Genomic DNA, 18,891 nt, shown 5'->3' on the forward strand with positions numbered 1-18,891 from the left:
CGGTACGGGCCATGTTGTCATCGTCGTGCAGGCGGCCGCGCGCTACACTGCGGCCACCTGCAACGACGACGAACAACAACCATGGAACAGATGACCTTTCGGGACTGCGTGACGGGCAGCTGGGCGAGCGCGCGCCAGGCCATTGCGCAGATGTCCACGCTTTTCGCCGCGTGTGCGGCGGTGCTCGCCGTCGCGGCGTTCGTCTCCCTGCCGCACATGCCCATGGACGCACCTGAGGCCGACCGCGCGATGCATATGGCAGGCCGCGCGTTGGCGTCGGTCGCCATGCTTGTCGTGCAGCTCGTGCTCTACGCCGTGCTGTCCATCAAGGTGCATCGCTTCGTGCTGCTCCGGGAAGGCGCCCAGCCGATGATTCCGCTCAACGGCAAGCCGCTCCTGCGGTATGTCGCGGTGGCCGTCGGCATGGGATTGGCCATCATCCTCGCGGCATTGCTGCTCACCCTGGTGCTGCGCCCGCAGCACGTGGGCGGCGCGGTCTTCCTCCTGATCGTGCTTTATCTGGCGTGGATCTACCTGATGGTGCGCCTGAGCCTCGTGTTTCCCGCCATCGCGCTGGGCGGCCCCATTGCGCTGCGCGCCACGTGGCATGACACCCGCGGGCATTTCTGGAGCCTGACCGGCGTGACGGGCGTCGCTGTCCTGCCCGTCATCGTGATCGGCAGCGTGCTGCTCGTGCTGATGTCGGCGGCCTTCTCGATGCCCGACGCGACGTGGCTGCGGCCCGTCGTCGCCATCGTGGAAGGCGTGATCAACGCGCTCTTCGTGGTGCTGACCGCGTCGTCGCTGTCGTGGCTTTATCGGCGGTATGCGGACGAGCTGCCGACGCCGGGCGCAGGAGAGGCCAGGCAAGAGCCCCATCCGTAAGAGCAGGCAAGCCCAGGGGCCTGGTCGCACTGAAAACAGGCCCTAAACGTGTCCCGCCAGATGAAACCGTGACGCGGGGTGCCACAACTGCACCGACGTCGCAATGTCCTGGCCCACCCAGGTGCGACGCCACAGCAAGAGGCACGGCTCGCCGATCTCCATCAGCAAATGCCGGCGCACGTGAGCATCGGGCTTTTGCGCGTAGATGCGAAATTCCGCGTGCTGGATGGGCGCAAGCCGCACCATATAGTGATTCGGCGTTTCCGCCGTGAAGTCCTGCTCGAGGTACTGCGGAAAGACGCACGGATTGACGTAGCGGTCCTCGTACTGAATCGGCTCGCCCTCCTCGCTATGTACGATGCGCGAGTGGAACACCGGTCCCGACGCAAGCCCCAGGGCGTCGCGGGCCAGGGCGTCGTCGCTGGCTTCCAGCGTCAGTACGCGAGCCGTATGCCGGTGCCCGCGTGCGGCGATTTCGTCGGCGATGTTGCGGATTTCGAGCACCGTGGATTCGTAGTGCCGCGGCGCGACGAAGGTGCCCGAGCCCTGCACGCGCGTCAGCACCCGCTCGGTCGTGAGTTCGCGCAGCGCGCGCGACACGGTCATGCGCGCTACGCCGAATTCCTTCACGAGTTCGGCTTCGGAAGGAATCAGGCCACCCGGCTTCCACACGCCTTCGGCGATGTTCTTCACGACATAGCGCTTGATCTGCTCGTAGGCCGGCACAGCTTGCCGCGACACCGCGGCGCGCGGGGACGGCGTACTGACGGAGCTTTCCTCGTTCGTATTCACATGGGCCTCATGGATGGCGGGCGGAGCGTCACGCAACGGGTCTTCGCATGCGGGCGCGGGCAGCGGCAGAACCGGACCGCTGCCGCTGCCCGCGAGTACGCGGCCCGGGCTCTGTTCAGCCGGCATGGGCAGCATGCGGGTCGTTGGCGGCCGGGTCTGACGGAGCGACGCCCGACGTAGCGACGCCCGACGTAGCCACACCATGCGCAGCAGCCTGGCCGGTCGCCGCCGCTTCAAGCGCCACCGTTTCCGAACCGCCCTCGACCTTGCCCGGCTGCGGCCAGGTGGGCGGCGCTTCGTCGGCGATCAGGTGGAACGCCACGGCGATGTCGTCGGCGAGCGGCCGGTCGTCGCAGTACGCCGGCACCTTCGCCCGCACGCGCTGCCACAGCGTTTCCGTGAGCGCGGCACGCGGCGCGTCGGTGGGCTGAAGGTCGCAGGCCTGCGCAGTTGCCAGCAGTTCGATTGCCACGATCCGGCCGGCATTTTCCACGACTTCGAGCGCCTTGAGCGCAGCCGGCGTCGCGTGGCAGAGGTGATCTTCCTGGAGCCCCGAGGTGATGCCGCCGTCCAGACTCGCAGGCGCGGCGAGCCGCCGGTTCTGGGCCACGAGCGACGCCGCCGTGTACTGCGCGATCATGAAGCCCGAACAGGTGCCGCCCGGCTGCGCGAGAAACGCGGGCAGACCGCTCACGAGCGGATTCACGAGCCGGTCCAGACGCCGCTCGGCCATGGCGGCCACCTGGGCAATGGCGGGCGCGAGGCTGTCCATGGCGAGCGCAATCGATGCGCCTACCGCATGCGCCTGCGAGTAGACCTTCGGCGCGTCGGGCGTGCCGGCCACGATGGGGTTGTCCGTGATCGACGCCAGTTCGCGGTCCACCACGTGCGCCGTTTCCGCCAGCACGTCGCGCGCGGCGCCATGCACGTGCGGAATGGTCCGCATGCTGAGCGGATCCTGCGTGCGTCGGCCCACGGCTGAGGCCAGCACACCGCTATCCGCAAGCGCCGTGCGCAGCCGCTCGCCCACGGCGTTGAGCCCGGGCGACAGCCGTAGCGCGAGCGATTCGGCGTCGAACGCCGCGAGTTGTCCGCGCAGGTTCTCGAAGCTCATCGCGGCGACGGCGTCCACCCAGTCGAGCAGCCGTTCCGCGCGCGCCACTGCAACGGCCGCAAGCCCCGTCACGCAGGGCGTGCCGTTCACGAGGCTCAGGCCTTCCTTCGCCTGCAGCACGAGCGGTTCGAGCGCGAGGCGCCGGTGCGCCTCTTTCGCGCTGATACGCTCGCCTTCCGGCGCGCAGCCTTCGCCATACATGCGCACATAGCCTTCGCCGATGCACGCGAGCGCAATGTGCGCCATATGGCTCAGATACCCGACCGACCCGAACGCGGGCACTTCGGGCAGGCAGTTCGCATCGAGCAGCGCGACGAGCCGTTCCACCACTTCGAGCCGCACGCCCGAATGGCCGTGCGCGAAGTTGTTGACGGCGGCGGCCATGATGGCGCGCGTCTGCACGGCGGAGAGCGGCGCACCTACGCCCACCGCGTGGCTCATGAGAATGTTGTGCGACAGCGCACGCTGCTCGCCGGGCGACACCACGACGTCGCAGAGCGCGCCCACGCCGGTGTTCACACCGTACGCGCGAATGTTGCGCTCGACGATGCGCTCCACGAGCAGGCGCGCCGCCGCGATGCGCTCGCGCGTGCTCGCCGAGAGTTGCAGCGCTTCGCCCGCGGCAACGGCAGCAATGTCGCGCCAGTCGAGCGGACGGTCGGAACGGATCACGGTCATGGCAAGCCTCGCGAAACTCAGTGGGCGGTACGGTGCTGGTGGCTCGACACGAACTGGCGGAAGCGCTCCGAGCGCAGTTCGCCGAACACCTGGTCGGGCGTGCCGTCGTCTTCCACGCAGCCCTGATGGAGAAACACCACGCGGTTCGAGACGTGCCGCGCAAAGCCCATTTCATGCGTGACGACGAGCATGGTGCGGCCTTCCTGCGCGAGCGCGCGCATCACGCGCAGCACTTCACCCACGAGTTCGGGGTCGAGCGCGGACGTGGGTTCGTCGAACAGCATGACCTTCGGATGCATGGCGAGCGCGCGGGCAATCGCCACGCGCTGCTGCTGCCCGCCCGAAAGATGCGCCGGATAGTGGCTACGTTTTTCCGCGAGCCCGACCTTCGCGAGCAGGGCTTCGGCTTCCTCGATCGCCTCGGCGCGCGGGCGCTTCAACACGCGCATCGGTCCTTCGATGCAGTTCTCGAGCACGGTCATGTGCGACCACAGGTTGAAGTTCTGGAACACCATGCCGAGCTGCGAGCGGATGCGATCCACCTGGCGCCGGTCGCCCGGCTGCAGCTTGCCGTCGCCGCGGCGCTTGAGCACGAGTTCTTCGCCGGCCACGGCGACGGAACCGTCGTCGGGCGTTTCGAGCAGATTGAGGCAGCGCAGGAACGTGCTCTTGCCCGAGCCGCTCGCGCCGAGAATCGAAATCACGTCGCCCTCGCGGGCGTCGAGCGAAATGCCTTTCAGCACGTGATGCTCGCCGAACGACTTGTGGATGTTTTTCGCCGACAGCGCGACGGGCGCGGGTGCGTTCATGACTGTCTCCGCAGCGGTGAAGCTGGATAAAGAGGAATGAGGGTATGTAAAGGTGTGTCCGGGTCAGGCCTCACTGCGCGCCGCTTTGCGCGCTCGCCGTGGGCGGCAGCGCCTGGGACTGAAGGGGCGCCGCGCGCAGATGACGCGACAGCCGCCATTCGAGCCACCCGAGCAGCCTCACGACGATGAAATTGAGCAGCAGATAGATGAGCGCCGCGCAAATGAACACCTCGGTCGTGCGATAGGTCTGCTGGATGATCTGCTGCGCGACGCCCGTCACTTCCCAAACCGTGACGAGGCTCGCCAGCGCCGTCGATTTCACGAGCAGCACGGCTTCCGTCGAATACGCGGGCAGGCACTGCCGCAGCGCAATCGGACCGATCACGCGAAAGAGCAGCGTGAAGCCCGACATGCCGCAGGCGTAGCCCGCTTCGATCTGGCCCACCGGCACGGCCATCAGGCCGCCGCGAATGATCTCGGCCGTGTAGCCCGCCGTGCAGAGCGCAAGCGAGAGCACCGCACAGGTGTACGGGTCGCGCAGCACGGGCCACACGAAGCTCTCGCGGATCACGCCGAACTGGCCGAGCCCGTAGTAGACGAGAAACATCTGGATCAAAAGCGGCGAGCCGCGAAACACGAGAATGTAGGCACGCGCGAAGCGGTTCGGCAGCCAGTGCGGCGACACGCGCATCGCCACGATCACGAACGAAAGCAGCCCGCCCAGCACGAGCGAGCACGCGAAGAGACTCAGCGTGGTGGGCACGGCCGCGAGCAGCTGGCGCGTGGTGTCGAAGAGAAAGTCGAAGTCGATGGGCATGGCGGCGGTTCCCGTCAGTTGCGTGCGAAGTTGCGGCGAAAACTCTTGCCCACCTGCGCTTCGGCCTTGTTGAAAATACGATTCGAAATGCCCGTCATGACGAGATAGAGCGCACCGCCCGCCACGAAGAACGTGAAGTACTGGTGCGTAGAGCCGGCCGCGACCTGGCTCGTGCGCAACAGCTCGGCGAGACCGGTGACGGAGATCAGCGCCGAGTCCTTGAGGCTCAGCTGCCACACGTTGCCGATGCCCGGCAGCGCGAAGCGCAGCACCTGCGGAATCAGGATGCGGCGAAACACGGTGAGCGGCGCCATGCCCATGGCGCGCGCCGCCTCCAGCTCGCCGCGCGAGACGGCGAGCACCGCGGCGCGATAGACCTCGGCCTGGTACGCGCCGGAGATCATGCCCACCGCGAGCGCGCCGATCACGAACGGCGGCACGCCGATGAAGCCCTCCGCGCCGAACCATTGCCCCACCGTGGTCACGAGCGTGGAACCGCCGAAGTAGAAGAGATAGATGACGAGCAGTTCGGGCACGCCGCGAAACACGGTGGTGTACACGTCGCCCAGCACGCGCGCCACGCGAAAGCGCGACAGCTTCGCGGCCGCGATGGCCGCGCCCGTCACGGCGCCCACGGCGAGCGCCGCGAGCGTCAACACCACGGTCATCAGCGCCGCCAGCAGCAGCACGCCGCCCCACCCTTGCGGGCCGAAGCCGAGCATCTCGATCAATTCCATTCGCCTGCTCCTCGCTCGATGCGAGTCATGAAGATGCGCGCATCGCACGAGGCGATGCGCGTGCCGCCAAAGACGGCGGGGTGCTGCTCAGGTCGTTACGCTTAGGTCGTTACGCTTAGGTCGCCACGCTTAGGTCGCCACGCTCAGGTCGCCAGGTTCAAGGCGTGACGTCCGTCTTGAACCACTTGGCGGCGAGTTTCTTCACCGTGCCGTCCGCGAGCGCCGCCGCGATGGCCGTGTCGAACTTCGCGCGCAGATCGGCGTCCTGCTTGCGGAACGCCAGACCCTCGCCCGGGCCCCAGATCGAGCCGCCAATCTTCGGCCCGGCCAGCACGATCGACGCGTTCTCCTTCTTGTCCATCAGCGCCGCGTAGTACGTGACGTCGTCGAACGAGGCGTCGATGCGGCCCGCCACGAGGTCGAGATCGCGCTCGGGCGACGTCTTGTAGACGCGGATGGTGGCGACGTCCTTGAAGCTGTCGTTGATGAACTTCGTGTAGACCGTACCCGACTGGATGCCGATGGTCTTGCCCTTCAGCTGCTTGCGCAGCGCGTCGACGGTGGGCTGGTCGGTCTTCGCTTCGCCGGTGAGCTTCACGACCGGCGCGCCGGCGGCGGCCTTCGGCAACACCTTCGTGTCCGTGACGGCGAACGTGGCGGGCGTGGCCGCATACGGACGCGAGAACGCGATGATCTTCTCGCGCTCGGGGGTAATGGAGATCGCGTCCATCAGCACGTCGAACTTGCCCGCCTGCAGGCCCGGGATCATGCCGTCCCAGTCCTGCGCGACCATGTTGCACTGGATCTTGATGCGCGTGCAGAGATTGGCCAGCAGTTCGGGCTCGAAGCCGCCCAGCTTGCCGCCGGGCAACGTCAGGTTCCAAGGGGCATAGCCGCCTTCCAGCGCGACCGTGACCGACTTCCATTCCTTCGCCTGCACGGGCGCGGCGAGCACCGCCGCTACGCCGAGCACGGCGCCCATCCTTGCCACCCACGTCATGCGCTTGACCATCACGTCGAATCTCCTTTTCTCTGAGGGAACATCATTCAGCGGCCGGGCGCCCACTTGATCAGGTTGAGTGCCGAGGTTTGAAAATTTGTATAGACAAGCTTGCACAGTCAAAAACAGTTGCGCAAGTGCATCGGCGTGGAAATGTGGCCGACCTCGGGTATGCCCTTATACTGGCGTGCCTTTCCGCGCCACACGGGGCGGGAACGACCGGCCAGCCGGACGCGTCGTGCTTCGAAAACGGCCGTTTACGTCCCTTGGGCGGTGCAAAAGCACGCCAGCACGGTGCGTTTTGTCTAGACAGGTTGACGTGAAAACGATGCTCGCTGGGTGGGCTTAGGCGGTGTGCGAGCGGCCCATGCGGGCACGCGAGCGCGTCGGCGCGGTGACGCGCTCGTGCGGGCCGGCACGGTGCCGTCGTGCCGAAGAAAAGGAAGGAGACCGGGCCGGCGCCCGATCAAACGTTCATGCCGCGCCCTTGCACGCGCGCGTAGAGGGCGTCCAGATCCATGCCGGCGATGTCCAGCCCGAAGCGCTCGTGCAGACATTCGCCAAGTTCGGCCGCGCTGCCGATGGCGTGGTCGGTGCCGCGTCCGTCGCTGGCGCGCTCGGTGAGCCGGTCGTTGAAGAGCGTGGCGCGGCCGTGCGGCATCACGCGACACACCATCAGGTTGTGGGTGAAGATGGATTCGGGCCAGGTGGAGGTGTACCAGTTCGCCACTTCGTAATCGATCCACTCGGCAGGCCGCAGATCGAAACGGTAGACCTTGATCCAGCTGCTATCGGCGGCGGATTGCCCGGTGTCTTGCGAAGTTTCCTGGGAGATTTCCCGCGAAGTTTCCTGGGAAATTTCCTGGCGAGGCGCCTGGATTTCGAAGTCGAATGCGCCGTCTGCGGCTTCGATGAGACGGCAGGCTTCCAGCGGCGTCTGCTGCACGCCGCCCGCCGCGAGACGCAGCGGCGCGGTCAAGGTGACGCCGCCGAAGCCGACGTCCGCGATCCAGGGTCCGTCGTCCAGATCGACGCGCAGCAGCATGTGCGAGCGCGCCGTTACAGCGTCCGGTCCGCGGCCCCAGAGCACGCGCGCGATCAGCGGCGTCACGCGAAAGCCTAGTTGCATGAGCACGTGCGCAAACAGCGTGTTGTGCTCGAAGCAGTACCCGCCGCGACGGCTCTCCACGAGCTTCTCCGCGATGGCGGGCAGCGTCAGCACGACACGGCGGCCCGCGAGCGGGTCGAGGTTCTCGAACGGAATGGCATGCGGATGCAGCCGATGCAGTTCCGTCAGCACGTCGAGCGTCGGCACGCGGGCGCCGCGGTAGCCGATGCGGGCGAAATATCGGTCGGGATCGAAGGGCATGGGCAGTGATCGCTCCGGGAGCGAAGGGTGACGGGCGGTGTTTCGTGGGGCGGCGAACCGTCGGGTCGGGTCCCGCTTGGGTCGGGTCCCGCTTGGGTCGTGCCCCGCTTGGGTCATATCTCGCTGGGTCGTGCCCAATCAACCGCCGCACGCGTCATGATAGGCCGGCCCGCCCGCTTGGGGCGCTTCGGGCTGAAACCCAAAACCCGCCCCTCACCACTCACTTCCCTCGCCGCTCACTGCGGCAGCACCTCACCCTTCGTTTCCGGCGCGAACGGAATGATGAAGAGACCCGCGACGAACACAATGGCCGTCAATGCAACCGGCACGCCGAGCGTGTGCATGTTGAGCACCGCGGCGCCCAGCAGAAAGTTCACGCCCGCCCCGACGAAGCGCCCAAACGACGTGCAGAACGCAAACGCCGTGGCACGCACGCGCGTCTCGAACTGCTCGGGCAGCCACAGGCTGAAGAGCGCGAAGTTGCCGCCGAAGAAGCCGAGCACGAAGAGCCAGGCGATGAACGGCGCGAGCCCGTTGGGCAGATAGAACGCCCAGCCGAAGCTGCCCGCAATCGCCACGGCCATGCCCGAGAAGTACACCGCGAGTGTGCGTTTGCGGCCGATACGCTCGGCCATGGGCGGCAGCGCAAGGCAACCGAGGATGGTGCCGATCGAAAGCAGCCCCGTGGCGAGCGACGCCGTCTTGATGGCATCGGCCTTCGCCATGCCCGACTTCAGCGCGAGCTGGATGACGGCGGAGGGCTCGTACACGGCGCCGGCCCACAGCCCGATGATCGCGATGGTCAGGAGCGCACAGGCCACCCACGTGCGGCGGCGGTAAGCCGGTCCAAGAATCTCGTGCAGCGGACGCGTGCGCACCACCTTGGCCTCGGCCTTCTGCCACTTCTCCGATTCCTTCACGCGCGTGAGGATGAGGATGGCGACCAGGACCGGCACCGCGCCCGTCAGGAACATCGCGCGCCAGCCGAAGTGCACGCCCACCGTGTAGTTCAGCGCGGCGGCAAGGAAGAAGCCCGCGTAGTAGCCGGTCTGCAGGTAGCCCGCGCCCATCTTGCGGCGGTCCTCCGGCCACGATTCCGCCACGTAGGTCCCGGCCAGCGCCCATTCGCCGCCAATACCCACGCCCGCGAGAAAGCGGTACACGCCCAGTTCCCAGACGCTATGGGACGTTGCCGCAAGCCCCGTGAAAATGGCGAACATGAAAATGGTGCCAGCCAGCACCTTGGTGCGGCCAAAGCGATCGGCGAGCGGCCCCCAGATGAACGAGAGCCCCCAGCCGACGAGGAAGAGCGCAAAGAGAATCGAGCCCGCCAGGCCGACGTTGCCCGGCGTGGCGGCATAGCCCGAGCGCGGCAGCAGTTCGGTGAGCGCGGGCGTGAGCACGAGCGCGTAGATGAACGAGTCCATCCCGTCGAGCGTCCAGCCCGCCCAGGCGCCCCAGAATCCCGCAATCTGCGAGCGGTTGAGCGGCGTGCGCGCCGCGCGTGGCGCGCCCTGCGCGCGGTCCGTGATTGAATTCGACATGCTCCTGTCTCCGGGGGATACGGTTGGAATGCAGTAGAAAAAAGGCCTCGGGGCAGTGCAACCCTGGGGCCGATCCTGACTGGAATTTGGTTGTTTTTATATATAATATGCAATCCCATGAATGACGCAACGAATGGTTTTCCCCTGGATCGCACCGCCACGCCTCGCCTTGGGGTCGCGGTCGCGCCTCGTGCCAGCACCTCGCGGGTGATTGCCGACGCGCTGCGCACGGCGATCGTCGACGGCACGCTCGCGCCCGGCGCCCCGCTGCGTCAGGACACGATCGCGCGCCACTTTTCGGTAAGCGCGATTCCCGTGCGCGAAGCGCTGCGCCAGTTGGAAAGCGAAGGCTGGGTCAACGTCGAGATGAACAAGGGCGCCACGGTCGCGCCGCTCTCGGCGGACGAGGCGCGCGAGATCTACGAGATCCGCTCGGCGCTCGAAAGCCTCGCGCTCGGGCTCGCCATTCCGCATCACACGCCCGAAACGCTGGCCCGCGCCCGCGCGCTGTGCGATGCCGCTGAAGGAGAGCCGGACCCGTCGCTCTACGTCACGCGCAACGAGGCGTTTCATATGAGCCTCTACGAACCGTCGGGCCGGCCGCGCCTCATCGAGATGATCGCCGCGCTGCACCGGCGCGGCGAACGCTATCTGCGGCTCAAGTTCGGGCTGCCCGAGTACAAGGGCGAATCCGACGCCGAGCACCGCGCCATAGTCGATGCCGTCGTGCGCAGCGACACGGCGGCGGCACAGTCGCTCGTGGCCGCGCATCTGCTCGGCACGGGCGAACTGATCCATCGTTTTCTTACCGACCGCGCGCGTGCCGATGCCGCCGCAGGAGTAGGAACACGGACACCCCGCGCGCGTGGCCGTCGCCCGCGCGCTCAAAACGGGAGTTGAACCTGCCGATGAAGCCCCCAGCCGAGATGCTCTCCCCGTTGCCGAGCCACGCCGCAGGCTCCGCTTCTCCGACCGCGGGCGCCGCGCGTTCGTGGACCACGCTGCGCGACGAAAAGGCCCGGCGCCTTGCCGCTGTCGCACCGTGGCTCGAAGACGGCGTGCTGCCGCGCGAACGTATCGTCGATGCGCTCGAACAGCTCGTGCGCCCAGGCGACCGCGTGGCGCTCGAAGGCGACAACCAGAAGCAGGCCGACTTCCTCTCGCGCTCGCTCGCGAAGGTGGACCCGGAACGCGTGCACGACGTGCACCTGCTCATTTCGAGCATCAGCCGCCCCGAGCATCTCGCGCTGTTCGAACGCGGCATTGCGCATCGCGTGGACTTCTCGTTCGCGGGGCCGCAGAGCCTGCGCGTGGCGCAACTGCTCGAAGACGGCCAGCTCGAAGTGGGCGCGATCCACACCTACGTGGAGCTGTACGCGCGCATGTTCGTGGACCTCACGCCGCAGGTGGCCCTGCTGTGTGCGGAAAAAGCCGACCGCCACGGCAACCTCTACACCGGCCCGAATACCGAAGACACGCCCACCATCGCCGAGGCCGCGGCGTTCCGGCATGGCATCGTGATCGTGCAGGTCAACGAGATCGTCGATACGCTGCCGCGCGTGGACATTCCGGGCTCGTGGGTGGACCTCGTCGTGCAAGCGGACCGCCCCTTCGCCGTGGAGCCGCTCTTCACGCGCGACCCGCGCCACATCGGCGACCTGCAGGTGCTCACGGCGATGATGGTGATCAAGGGCATCTACGCGCCCTACGGCATCAGTTCGCTCAATCACGGCATCGGCTTCGACACGGCCGCCATCGAACTCTTGCTGCCCACCTACGGCGAAAGCCTCGGGCTCAAGGGCAAGATCTGCCGCAATTGGACGCTCAACCCGCACCCCACGCTGATTCCCGCCATCGAATCGGGCTGGGTGGAGAGCGTGCATTGTTTCGGCAGCGAAGTGGGCATGGAGGCGTACATCGCCGCGCGTCCCGACGTCTTCTTCACGGGCAGCGACGGCAGCCTGCGGTCGAACCGCGTGCTGTGCCAGCTGGCGGGCCAGTACGGCGTGGATCTCTTCATCGGCTCCACACTGCAGATCGATGCCGACGCCAACTCGTCCACCGTGACGCGCGGGCGCCTGGCGGGCTTCGGCGGCGCGCCGAACATGGGCCACGACCCGCGCGGCCGGCGCCACGCGAGCGAAGCGTGGCTCAAGCTGCTGAAGGACCAGGGGCCGGTCTCGCGCGGACACAAGCTCGTCGTGCAACTGGCCGAGACGTGGAAGAAAGGCGGCGAGCCCACCTTCGTCGAAGAACTCGACGCGGTGGCCGTGGGCGAGAAAAGCGGTATGCCCGTGGCGCCCGTGATGATCTACGGCGACGACGTGAGCCACGTGGTGACCGAGGAAGGCATCGCGCATCTGCACAAGGCCGAAGGCGTCGAGGAACGGCGCGCCGCGCTCGCCGCGGTGGCGGGCGTCACGCCCATTGGCCTCACGGCAAAACGCGAGAAGACCGACGAGCTGCGCCGGCGCGGCGTCGTCGCTTTCCCCGAGGATCTCGGCATTCGCCGTGGCGATGCGAAGCGCTCGCTGCTGGCGGCGCGCAGCATCGACGACCTCGTGACCTGGTCGGGCGGGCTCTACGCGCCGCCGGCCCGCTTTCGCAGCTGGTGAGCGCGATGCCTCCTCAGTGCGCGACGCGGGATTCAGCGGCCCTTGGCTACGGCTGCGCGGAAACGTCCGGGACGGCAGTCGATGCCACGGCCGGCAACGAACTCGCCCGCGCGCAAGCGCTCGCCGCTGTGTCCCTGCCACGCGAAACCGACGCCCTGCTCGCGCGCCTTGCCGTCGAAGCGCTCGTGGACGAAGCACTGCTTACACCGAAGCCCGCGCTCGTGGACGCACGCGGCAGCGGCGCACATCGCGATCTGAATCTCGCCACGATGCTGCGTTCCGCGCACACGCTCGCGCCGACGTTCGCCGCGCTCGCACGCGCGGCGCTCGCGCACGGCGAGCCCTCGGCAGCGATGCGCACGGAACTCGCACGCATCGGACGCCACGGCGAAGCCGAGATGCTGCGCGCCACGGGCGGCAGCAACGCGCATCGCGGGGCGATCTGGATTGTGGGTCTGCTCGTGGCGGGCGCGGCAATCGACTCGCCTGGTGCTGCTGTTGCAAACGCAGCCGCCGTTGCCTCGCATGCGTGGCCGAACGCGGCGCCGGAAAGCTGTGCGTTCGCGGCAAGCGGCACCCCCCGCGATTTCAGCGACGTCGCGCGCTGTCTGGGCAGCGCCCCGGAGCATAAGCACGACGACCACCACGCCCACGCCGCCCGCATCGGCTCGCTCGCCGCGCAGATCGCCGCCTTCCCCGACCTTCACGCCGCCCCCACCCACAGCAACGGCGAGCGCGTGCGCGCCCGCTTCCAGGTAGGCGGCGCGCGGCGCGAGGCGCAAGACGGCTTTCCGCATGTGATCAAGATCGGCCTGCCCGCGCTCGGCACGGCACGCGCGCGCGGCATCGGCGAAACCGCGGCGCGGCTCGATACGCTGCTTGCCATCATGGCCTCGCTCGACGACACCTGCCTGCTGCATCGCGCGGGTCTGGCGGGACTCGAAGCCGGCCGCGGCGGCGCGCAGCGCGTGCTCGATCAGGGCGGCAGCGCCACGCCCGCGGGCCGCGCGGCGCTCGCCGTACTGGAGCGGCGCCTGCTCGACCTGAACGCCTCGCCGGGCGGCGCCGCGGACCTGCTCGCCGCCACCCTTTTCATCGACAGACTGGTTCGACACCGCGCTCGCGGAAGGACAAGCTCATGGAACAACTGACTTTCGACTACCCGGCGCACCGCTCATTGACGGCGCGTGCGCACGTGGGCGTGGTGGGCTCGGGCGACCTCGAAGTGCTGCTCTCGCCCGCCGGCGCGATGAGCGCGCACGTCGTGGTGCGCACGAGCGTGGACGGTTACGGCCACATCTGGAAAAGCGTGCTGGACCGCTTCTTCTCGCGCTACGACGGCGCCGCGAGCATCGAAATCAACGACTTTGGCGCCACGCCCGGCGTCGTCGCGCTGCGTCTCGCGGAAGCGGTGGAAGCCGCCGAGGCCACCGGGTCCGCAGAAAGCCACGACGAGGGAGGCCGCCCATGAGCGAAGCCGGCGTACAAACCGCAGCGGCTCAGGCACCGCTCCTGCGCGACAGCTTCATCGAGCTTTCGGCGCGCGAACGCGCGCGCGCCCTGCTCGACGCGGGCTCGTTCCGCGAACTGCTGGGTCCGTTCGACCACATCGAATCGCCGTGGCTACCGCTGCAAGGCGTCGTCTGCCAAGCGGACGACGGCGTCGTGATCGCGCGCGGCAGCATCGACGGCGAACCGGCCGTGGTCGCCGCCATCGAGTCCGCGTTTCAGGGCGGCAGCATCGGCGAAGTCTCGGGCAGCAAGATAGCCGCGGCGCTCGAACTCGCGCTGGCGGACTGCGAGCGCGGCCGCATCGTGCGTCCCGTCGTGCTGTTCGAGACGGGTGGCGTGCGGCTGCAGGAAGCGAACCTCGGGCTCGCCGTGATCTCGGAGATCCAGTCGGCCATCGTCGCGTTGCGCCGCTACGTGCCCGTGGTGGGCGTGATCGCGGGCATGGTGGGCTGTTTCGGCGGTATGTCGCTTGCGGCGGCGCTGTGCTCGTCGCTCGTCATCACGAAACAGGGGCGGCTCGGCATGAACGGCCCTGAAGTGATCGAACAGGAAGCCGGCATCGAAGAACTCGATTCGAGCGACCGCCGCCACGTGTGGCAATTGATCGGCGGCGCGCAGCGCGCGGCCACGGGTCTCGCGGATGTGCTCGTGGACGACGACGCCCACGCCATGCGCGACGCCGTGCGCGCGGCCTTCGCGCGCGGCCTCGATGGCACGCCGCGCAGCGCGCAGGTGGAAGCTTATCTGGCTCGCCTCGCGCAGATCGACCCCGCCACGGTGACGCCCGAATCCATGCGTGCGGTGTTTCGCGGTGGGGAATCTGCACGCGCTGGCGACCCTCCGGCTCAAACGCCCCAGGCGGCTCAGATAATCGAACCCGACACGCGCGGCGCGCACTGGTTTCGCGCGCTCGCGGGTGAGAGCGCGACGTCTGCGCCCGTCTGGAGCGCCGACGCGCCGCTCGGCGACGAACGCGCGCGCTTCATCGCCGTCGTCCCCGACGCCGGCAACCGCTTCCCGCGCGCCACGACCAACGTGGTCGGCCTCGAACAGGGCTGGCGCCTTGCCCAGGCCGTTCGCGAAGCGATTGCCGAAGACGCCGCGCGCGACGTGCGCCGGCCCATCGTCGCCGTGGTGGACGTGAAGAGCCAGGCGTACGGCTATCGCGAGGAAATGCTCGGCATTCACCTCGCGTGCGCCGCCGCCGTGGACGCCTACGCGTCGGCGCGCCAGGCCGGGCATCCCGTGGTCGCACTGATCGTCGGGCCGGCGATGTCGGGCGCGTTCCTCGCGCACGGCTACCAGGGCAACCGTATCGTCGCGCTCGACGCACCGGGCACCATGGTCCACGCCATGGGCAAGGAGGCCGCGGCGCGCGTCACGCGCCGCACCGTGGAAGCGCTCGATGCGCTCGGCGAGACCATCGTGCCGATGTCGTATTCGATGGCGTCGTTCGCGAAGCTCGGTCTGCTGGACCGGCTCATCGACGGCGTGGACGCCGACGCCCCCAACGACACGCAGATCGAACGCGTGCGCAGCGTGCTGGTGGAGATGGTGCGCGAGGTCCGCGGGGTCCGCGAGAGGGGCGCCGGTTCGCGCGATCTCTCGCATCGCTTGCAGTCGGAGACGGCGAAGAAGACGCGCGCCGCGTCCATCGAAGTGCGCCGGCGGCTGGCCGAACAGTGGAACGAGGCGTAATGCGCGCGTGCGCGCCACCGCCGTTTGCAGTCGCACAGGCGGGCGCGAAGGCCGGCGTCAGGCCTGCTGACGAATTCGCTGATGGAGTCGGCCATGCAAACGCCGACACTGCTCACGCGAAGGCAGCCGCTGACCTCACAACCGACCTCGCAACCGACGCACGCTGGCGCGCGCACGATCTGCTGCGCCTCGCGCGCCTGTCTGCCTATGAAAACGAGCCGCCTTGGGTGCGCGAGGCCTGGGCGCGCGCGCCGTTCGTCGTGGTGCGGCGAGCGCTTGCGGCAACGGGCTTCGTCGCTGTCGGCGTGCGCGGCAGCGCGCGTGCGCAGCGCTATGGCACGTGGGCCGAAACGGCGGACATCGAAGCGTCGATTGCCCCCGAAGACCTTCTCCACGTAGCGCCCGTGCCCACCCGCCGCGCGTTGCCCGCCATGCGCGCGCTCGTAGCGCTGCGCAGCGCAGCGTCGCCGCTCGCATCGTTCGTTTGGGGTCCTACCGGAAGCAGCGGTTTCGAACTCGCGACAGGCATGCCCTGCGTAACCGAAGCGAGCGACCTCGATCTGCTGGTCCGCACGCCCCAGCGGCTTGCGTGCGCCACCGCGCGCGACCTGCAAGCCGCCCTCGCGGAGTACGCCGCGCACGCGGGCCTGCGCATCGACGTGCAGCTCGAAACGCCCATGGGCGGCGTCGCGCTGGCCGAACTCGCCATGAGCAAACCACGCGTGCTCGTGCGCGATCCCGCGGGGGCACGGCTCGTGGCGGACCCGTGGGCGTTGCCAGCGGAGACAGCGTGATGCTCGCGCTGCTCTTTCCCGGCCAGGGCGCGCAAAGCGCAGGGTTTCTGCATCGTTTGCCGGAGCATGCGGCGGTGCGCGAAACGCTCGCCGAAGCATCCGATGTGCTGAACCAGGACGTGCTCGCCCTCGACACCGCCGACGCGCTGCACTCCACCGTAGCCGTGCAGATCGCGCTCATGGTGGGCGGCGTGGCCGTGTGGCGGGCGCTGGAACGCGAAGGGCTGCATGCGCAGATCTGCGCGGGGCTCTCGGTGGGCGCCTATCCTGCCGCGGTGAGCTGCGGCGCCGTCGCGTTCGCTGACGCATTGAAGATGGTGCGCCGTCGCGCCGAGCTGATGGAAGGCGCGTACCCGTCGGGCTACGGCCTCGCCGCCATTTCGGGTCTCAACGAAGCACAATGCGAGCGGCTTGCCGAAGCGCACGCGCGCGACGGTTATCCGCGCGTCTACGTCGGCAACGTCAATGCGCCGCGCCAGATCGTGATGGCGGGCGCGAACGCGGCGCTCGACACGTTCATCGAACGCGCACTCGCAGCGGGCGCGCGCAAGGCGACGCGCCTCGACGTGAGCGTGCCGTCGCATTGCGCGCTGCTGGCCCACGCCGCCGATGCACTCGACGCCTGGTCGCGCGACCTTCCCTTCCGCGCGCCGCAGCGCACCTACGTCGGCAATCGCGGCGGCAGGCCACTCTACACCGGCGAGGCGATTCGCACCGACCTCGCGAGCAACATGCGCTATACCGTGCGCTGGTTCGACGCGCTCACGGTCATGGTGGAAATGGGCGCGACGGTGCTCGCCGAAGCGCGCCCGGGCCAGGTGCTGACCGACATCGCGCGCGAGGCGTACCCCGACGTCACGGCGCTCGCGGCCTCCACGTTGCCGTTCGATCGCTTCGCCGCCACGTTGCGGCGGCGGCTCGGCACGGGCGGAGAATAGAGCTCCCCCGCCCGTAGTGCTGCGGACAGTTAGAGTGGCCAACATGACGGACATGAGGCGATAGACGTCATATCCCCGCGGCGCCTCGAGGCGCAAGATCAGTAACGCGTTATGGGGCATTGGAACCGCTGTTTCCGTGTTTGTGCCATCGCCCAACGGCACGCAACGCCGAACGGAGAATGATGGTGCAGCATTTAATGGCATCCTGTATGGCCTGCGACAAGCATTTCTAAGGAAGGCCTGTCGAAGAAACTGGGTTTCAGTAGAGCGACATGACGTGCTGGCGGCTGTTCCCAGTGTGGCAGGTTCGCGGCGTGTTGAAGCCGTTGCATCCGGCGATGCCTGGCCGTTGCGTGCGCATTACCAGATTGATTGGAAGTGGGCGCGCCTTGGTGTGATCAATGTTTCCGGACCCGGCGGGCCAGGAAAGCGGCACCATCCCGACAGCCCCTCGGAAGCGCGGGTCAAAACGGCGCATTGCCGCGGACGGACGCGGTATTCCGATTACCATCGCTGTGACGGGTATCAACCGGCACGACTCGATAGCGCTCCAGTCCACGCCCGCCGCCATTCCAGTGGTGCCAGCCCCAATGGCCAAACGCACACACGCCCCGGCAGGTTGCAGGCGGACTCGCGCTATGACTTCGCACGCTGTCGGCATTACCCGAAGCCACGCCACACCGGTATCGCCCATCGCCAGGAGGACGGCAGGGAACGCCTCGGACGGTATCGCTAGATGGTCGAGCCGATTCCGCCAGTTTGCTAGCCTCGACAAACTGCGCGTTCGCTTTAAGTGGGATCTCAATATTCATGTCGCGTTGCCGTCTCTTTCTGATGCCATTAGCCCTTCGCGCTTCGCGGACGAATTGTTAGCGACTCTTAACAGCATGCGCGGAGCATGGCATTTATCAGAAGTTACTGTCCTCTGAAAAAACGGCCAAGTCTATTGACCATTAGTGACAATATCCACGTGGCGTTTCTGCTACGTTTATCCGATTTGATAACGTGCGAATTGACCAGCTTCGCATCGTTCCTTTAAACCGGATAGGAATGCACGGAATGAATACTCCCGCAAAGCGTTTTACCGATGCGTGGCTCCGCCCGAGAGCACGTCTGACCCGGCATCTCACGTTGTGGACCGGCAGTGAGGACCACGACCTGATGTGCTCGACTTCAGGGCGCACGGCGGTTTCTGCAAGAACTACGTGGTCAATGTCACAGTCACTTCCGTGGACCACACGGCGACCACCCCTCAATGGGGCCGCGACGCGCTGGAAGCGCATCCACACGAGCCGCGACGAAGCGGCGTACGAACAGAGCATCGAGCCGTGCTTCGCTGGGGACTATCCCGGCGCGTTCACGATCAAGGCGGCGGCGTTCACGTTTGTTGGGCCCGATAACGTGCCCGCGCAGTTGCCTGTCCTGCCGAAAAGCAACCTCAAGGTCAACGACCGTCCTCCCCATACGAACTGACACGTCATGATCATCAGCCCACCCTTTCTGCCCGCATCGGGCCTGACGTCCACCGACGGCTCGAAGCCGGACCCGATGATGGATGCCGTCGACAAATTCGAACTGGCGCACGGCAT

Annotated in this window: 17 protein-coding genes and 1 pseudogene; 10 read left to right on the forward strand and 8 right to left on the reverse strand. The window is 67.6% G+C overall.

All coding sequences use genetic code 11. The annotated features are described in order from the left end of the window. The first annotated feature begins 81 nt into the window (after positions 1–81). A complete protein-coding gene (locus PXJ20_RS26230; protein ID WP_421032486.1) occupies positions 82–885 on the forward strand; it encodes a hypothetical protein in 804 nt (267 codons plus the stop codon). Between the two features lie 42 nt (positions 886–927). Here the strand turns inward: PXJ20_RS26230 and hutC are convergent, their stop codons facing one another. The 8 genes from hutC to PXJ20_RS26270 form a co-directional block, all read right to left on the reverse strand. Beyond that, positions 928–1,812 (reverse strand): histidine utilization repressor, encoded by an 885-nt coding sequence (hutC, locus tag PXJ20_RS26235; RefSeq protein WP_421032487.1) that lies wholly within the window; start codon positions 1,810–1,812, stop codon positions 928–930. Then, positions 1,793–3,469, reverse strand: a complete 1,677-nt coding sequence (locus PXJ20_RS26240; protein WP_421032488.1) for an HAL/PAL/TAL family ammonia-lyase — start codon at positions 3,467–3,469, stop codon at positions 1,793–1,795. The genes hutC and PXJ20_RS26240 overlap by 20 nt, the downstream gene beginning before the upstream one ends. Positions 3,470–3,486: 17 nt before the next feature. Then, positions 3,487–4,278, reverse strand: coding sequence for an ABC transporter ATP-binding protein (locus PXJ20_RS26245; protein ID WP_421032489.1), 792 nt, complete (start codon positions 4,276–4,278; stop codon positions 3,487–3,489). 70 nt (positions 4,279–4,348) lie between these two features. Continuing rightward, the gene (locus tag PXJ20_RS26250) at positions 4,349–5,095 is read right to left on the reverse strand and encodes an ABC transporter permease (RefSeq protein WP_199543716.1); all 747 of its coding nucleotides are present in this window, start codon (positions 5,093–5,095) and stop codon (positions 4,349–4,351) included. 14 nt (positions 5,096–5,109) lie between these two features. Then, complete coding sequence (locus tag PXJ20_RS26255; RefSeq protein ID WP_277599645.1) at positions 5,110–5,832, reverse strand: ABC transporter permease; 723 nt, start codon at positions 5,830–5,832, stop codon at positions 5,110–5,112. 157 nt (positions 5,833–5,989) lie between these two features. Continuing rightward, positions 5,990–6,844, reverse strand: a complete 855-nt coding sequence (locus tag PXJ20_RS26260) for a transporter substrate-binding domain-containing protein (RefSeq protein ID WP_017773640.1) — start codon at positions 6,842–6,844, stop codon at positions 5,990–5,992. A gap of 454 nt (positions 6,845–7,298) precedes the next feature. Continuing rightward, on the reverse strand, positions 7,299–8,201 hold the full coding sequence (locus tag PXJ20_RS26265) for an arylamine N-acetyltransferase family protein (RefSeq protein ID WP_421032490.1): 903 nt from the start codon (positions 8,199–8,201) through the stop codon (positions 7,299–7,301). Between the two features lie 236 nt (positions 8,202–8,437). Continuing rightward, positions 8,438–9,745 carry an MFS transporter gene (locus tag PXJ20_RS26270; RefSeq protein ID WP_017773638.1) on the reverse strand — a complete coding sequence of 436 codons (1,308 nt, stop codon included), beginning with the start codon at positions 9,743–9,745 and terminating at the stop codon, positions 8,438–8,440. Between the two features lie 117 nt (positions 9,746–9,862). Here PXJ20_RS26270 and PXJ20_RS26275 point away from each other — a divergent pair, with 117 nt between their 5' ends. The 9 genes and pseudogenes from PXJ20_RS26275 to PXJ20_RS26315 all read left to right on the forward strand — a co-directional run bounded on the left by PXJ20_RS26275 (position 9,863) and on the right by PXJ20_RS26315 (position 18,775). Further along, complete coding sequence (locus PXJ20_RS26275; RefSeq protein WP_421032491.1) at positions 9,863–10,645, forward strand: GntR family transcriptional regulator; 783 nt, start codon at positions 9,863–9,865, stop codon at positions 10,643–10,645. A gap of 26 nt (positions 10,646–10,671) precedes the next feature. Next, complete coding sequence (gene mdcA, locus PXJ20_RS26280) at positions 10,672–12,360, forward strand: malonate decarboxylase subunit alpha (RefSeq protein WP_017773636.1); 1,689 nt, start codon at positions 10,672–10,674, stop codon at positions 12,358–12,360. Positions 12,361–12,365: 5 nt separating this feature from the next. Further along, positions 12,366–13,511 carry a triphosphoribosyl-dephospho-CoA synthase gene (locus PXJ20_RS26285; RefSeq protein ID WP_421032492.1) on the forward strand — a complete coding sequence of 382 codons (1,146 nt, stop codon included), beginning with the start codon at positions 12,366–12,368 and terminating at the stop codon, positions 13,509–13,511. Continuing rightward, positions 13,499–13,831 (forward strand): malonate decarboxylase subunit delta, encoded by a 333-nt coding sequence (locus tag PXJ20_RS26290; protein ID WP_421032493.1) that lies wholly within the window; start codon positions 13,499–13,501, stop codon positions 13,829–13,831. Before PXJ20_RS26285 ends, PXJ20_RS26290 begins: the two co-directional genes overlap by 13 nt. After that, positions 13,828–14,697: pseudogene (locus tag PXJ20_RS26295) on the forward strand (biotin-independent malonate decarboxylase subunit beta); the annotation flags it as partial. The gene PXJ20_RS26290 and the pseudogene PXJ20_RS26295, both read left to right, overlap by 4 nt. A 42-nt stretch (positions 14,698–14,739) precedes the next feature. After that, positions 14,740–15,570 carry a biotin-independent malonate decarboxylase subunit gamma gene (mdcE, locus tag PXJ20_RS26300; RefSeq protein WP_421032677.1) on the forward strand — a complete coding sequence of 277 codons (831 nt, stop codon included), beginning with the start codon at positions 14,740–14,742 and terminating at the stop codon, positions 15,568–15,570. Further along, positions 15,570–16,364, forward strand: coding sequence for a malonate decarboxylase holo-ACP synthase (locus tag PXJ20_RS26305; RefSeq protein ID WP_421032494.1), 795 nt, complete (start codon positions 15,570–15,572; stop codon positions 16,362–16,364). The genes mdcE and PXJ20_RS26305 overlap by 1 nt, the downstream gene beginning before the upstream one ends. Further along, the gene (gene mdcH, locus PXJ20_RS26310) at positions 16,364–17,302 is read left to right on the forward strand and encodes a malonate decarboxylase subunit epsilon (protein ID WP_421032678.1); all 939 of its coding nucleotides are present in this window, start codon (positions 16,364–16,366) and stop codon (positions 17,300–17,302) included. Before PXJ20_RS26305 ends, mdcH begins: the two co-directional genes overlap by 1 nt. Before the next feature lie 1,212 nt (positions 17,303–18,514). Beyond that, positions 18,515–18,775, forward strand: a complete 261-nt coding sequence (locus tag PXJ20_RS26315) for a hypothetical protein (protein WP_421032495.1) — start codon at positions 18,515–18,517, stop codon at positions 18,773–18,775. Positions 18,776–18,891 lie beyond the last annotated feature (116 nt).

The organism is Paraburkholderia sp. A1RI_3L (assembly GCF_048957895.1).
Lineage (GTDB): Bacteria > Pseudomonadota > Gammaproteobacteria > Burkholderiales > Burkholderiaceae > Paraburkholderia > Paraburkholderia kururiensis.

Coding starts and splice junctions, on each gene's coding strand:
- PXJ20_RS26250 (WP_199543716.1), bottom strand. CDS start 5,095: ATGCCCATCGACTTCGACTTTCTCTTCGACACCACGCGCCAGCTGCTC.
- PXJ20_RS26275 (WP_421032491.1), top strand. CDS start 9,863: ATGAATGACGCAACGAATGGTTTTCCCCTGGATCGCACCGCCACGCCT.
- mdcA (WP_017773636.1), top strand. CDS start 10,672: ATGCTCTCCCCGTTGCCGAGCCACGCCGCAGGCTCCGCTTCTCCGACC.
- PXJ20_RS26230 (WP_421032486.1), top strand. CDS start 82: ATGGAACAGATGACCTTTCGGGACTGCGTGACGGGCAGCTGGGCGAGC.
- PXJ20_RS26270 (WP_017773638.1), bottom strand. CDS start 9,745: ATGTCGAATTCAATCACGGACCGCGCGCAGGGCGCGCCACGCGCGGCG.
- PXJ20_RS26265 (WP_421032490.1), bottom strand. CDS start 8,201: ATGCCCTTCGATCCCGACCGATATTTCGCCCGCATCGGCTACCGCGGC.
- PXJ20_RS26260 (WP_017773640.1), bottom strand. CDS start 6,844: ATGGTCAAGCGCATGACGTGGGTGGCAAGGATGGGCGCCGTGCTCGGC.
- mdcH (WP_421032678.1), top strand. CDS start 16,364: ATGCTCGCGCTGCTCTTTCCCGGCCAGGGCGCGCAAAGCGCAGGGTTT.
- PXJ20_RS26285 (WP_421032492.1), top strand. CDS start 12,366: ATGCCTCCTCAGTGCGCGACGCGGGATTCAGCGGCCCTTGGCTACGGC.
- hutC (WP_421032487.1), bottom strand. CDS start 1,812: ATGCTGCCCATGCCGGCTGAACAGAGCCCGGGCCGCGTACTCGCGGGC.
- PXJ20_RS26245 (WP_421032489.1), bottom strand. CDS start 4,278: ATGAACGCACCCGCGCCCGTCGCGCTGTCGGCGAAAAACATCCACAAG.
- PXJ20_RS26290 (WP_421032493.1), top strand. CDS start 13,499: ATGGAACAACTGACTTTCGACTACCCGGCGCACCGCTCATTGACGGCG.
- PXJ20_RS26315 (WP_421032495.1), top strand. CDS start 18,515: ATGTCACAGTCACTTCCGTGGACCACACGGCGACCACCCCTCAATGGG.
- PXJ20_RS26255 (WP_277599645.1), bottom strand. CDS start 5,832: ATGGAATTGATCGAGATGCTCGGCTTCGGCCCGCAAGGGTGGGGCGGC.
- PXJ20_RS26305 (WP_421032494.1), top strand. CDS start 15,570: ATGCGCGCGTGCGCGCCACCGCCGTTTGCAGTCGCACAGGCGGGCGCG.
- PXJ20_RS26240 (WP_421032488.1), bottom strand. CDS start 3,469: ATGACCGTGATCCGTTCCGACCGTCCGCTCGACTGGCGCGACATTGCT.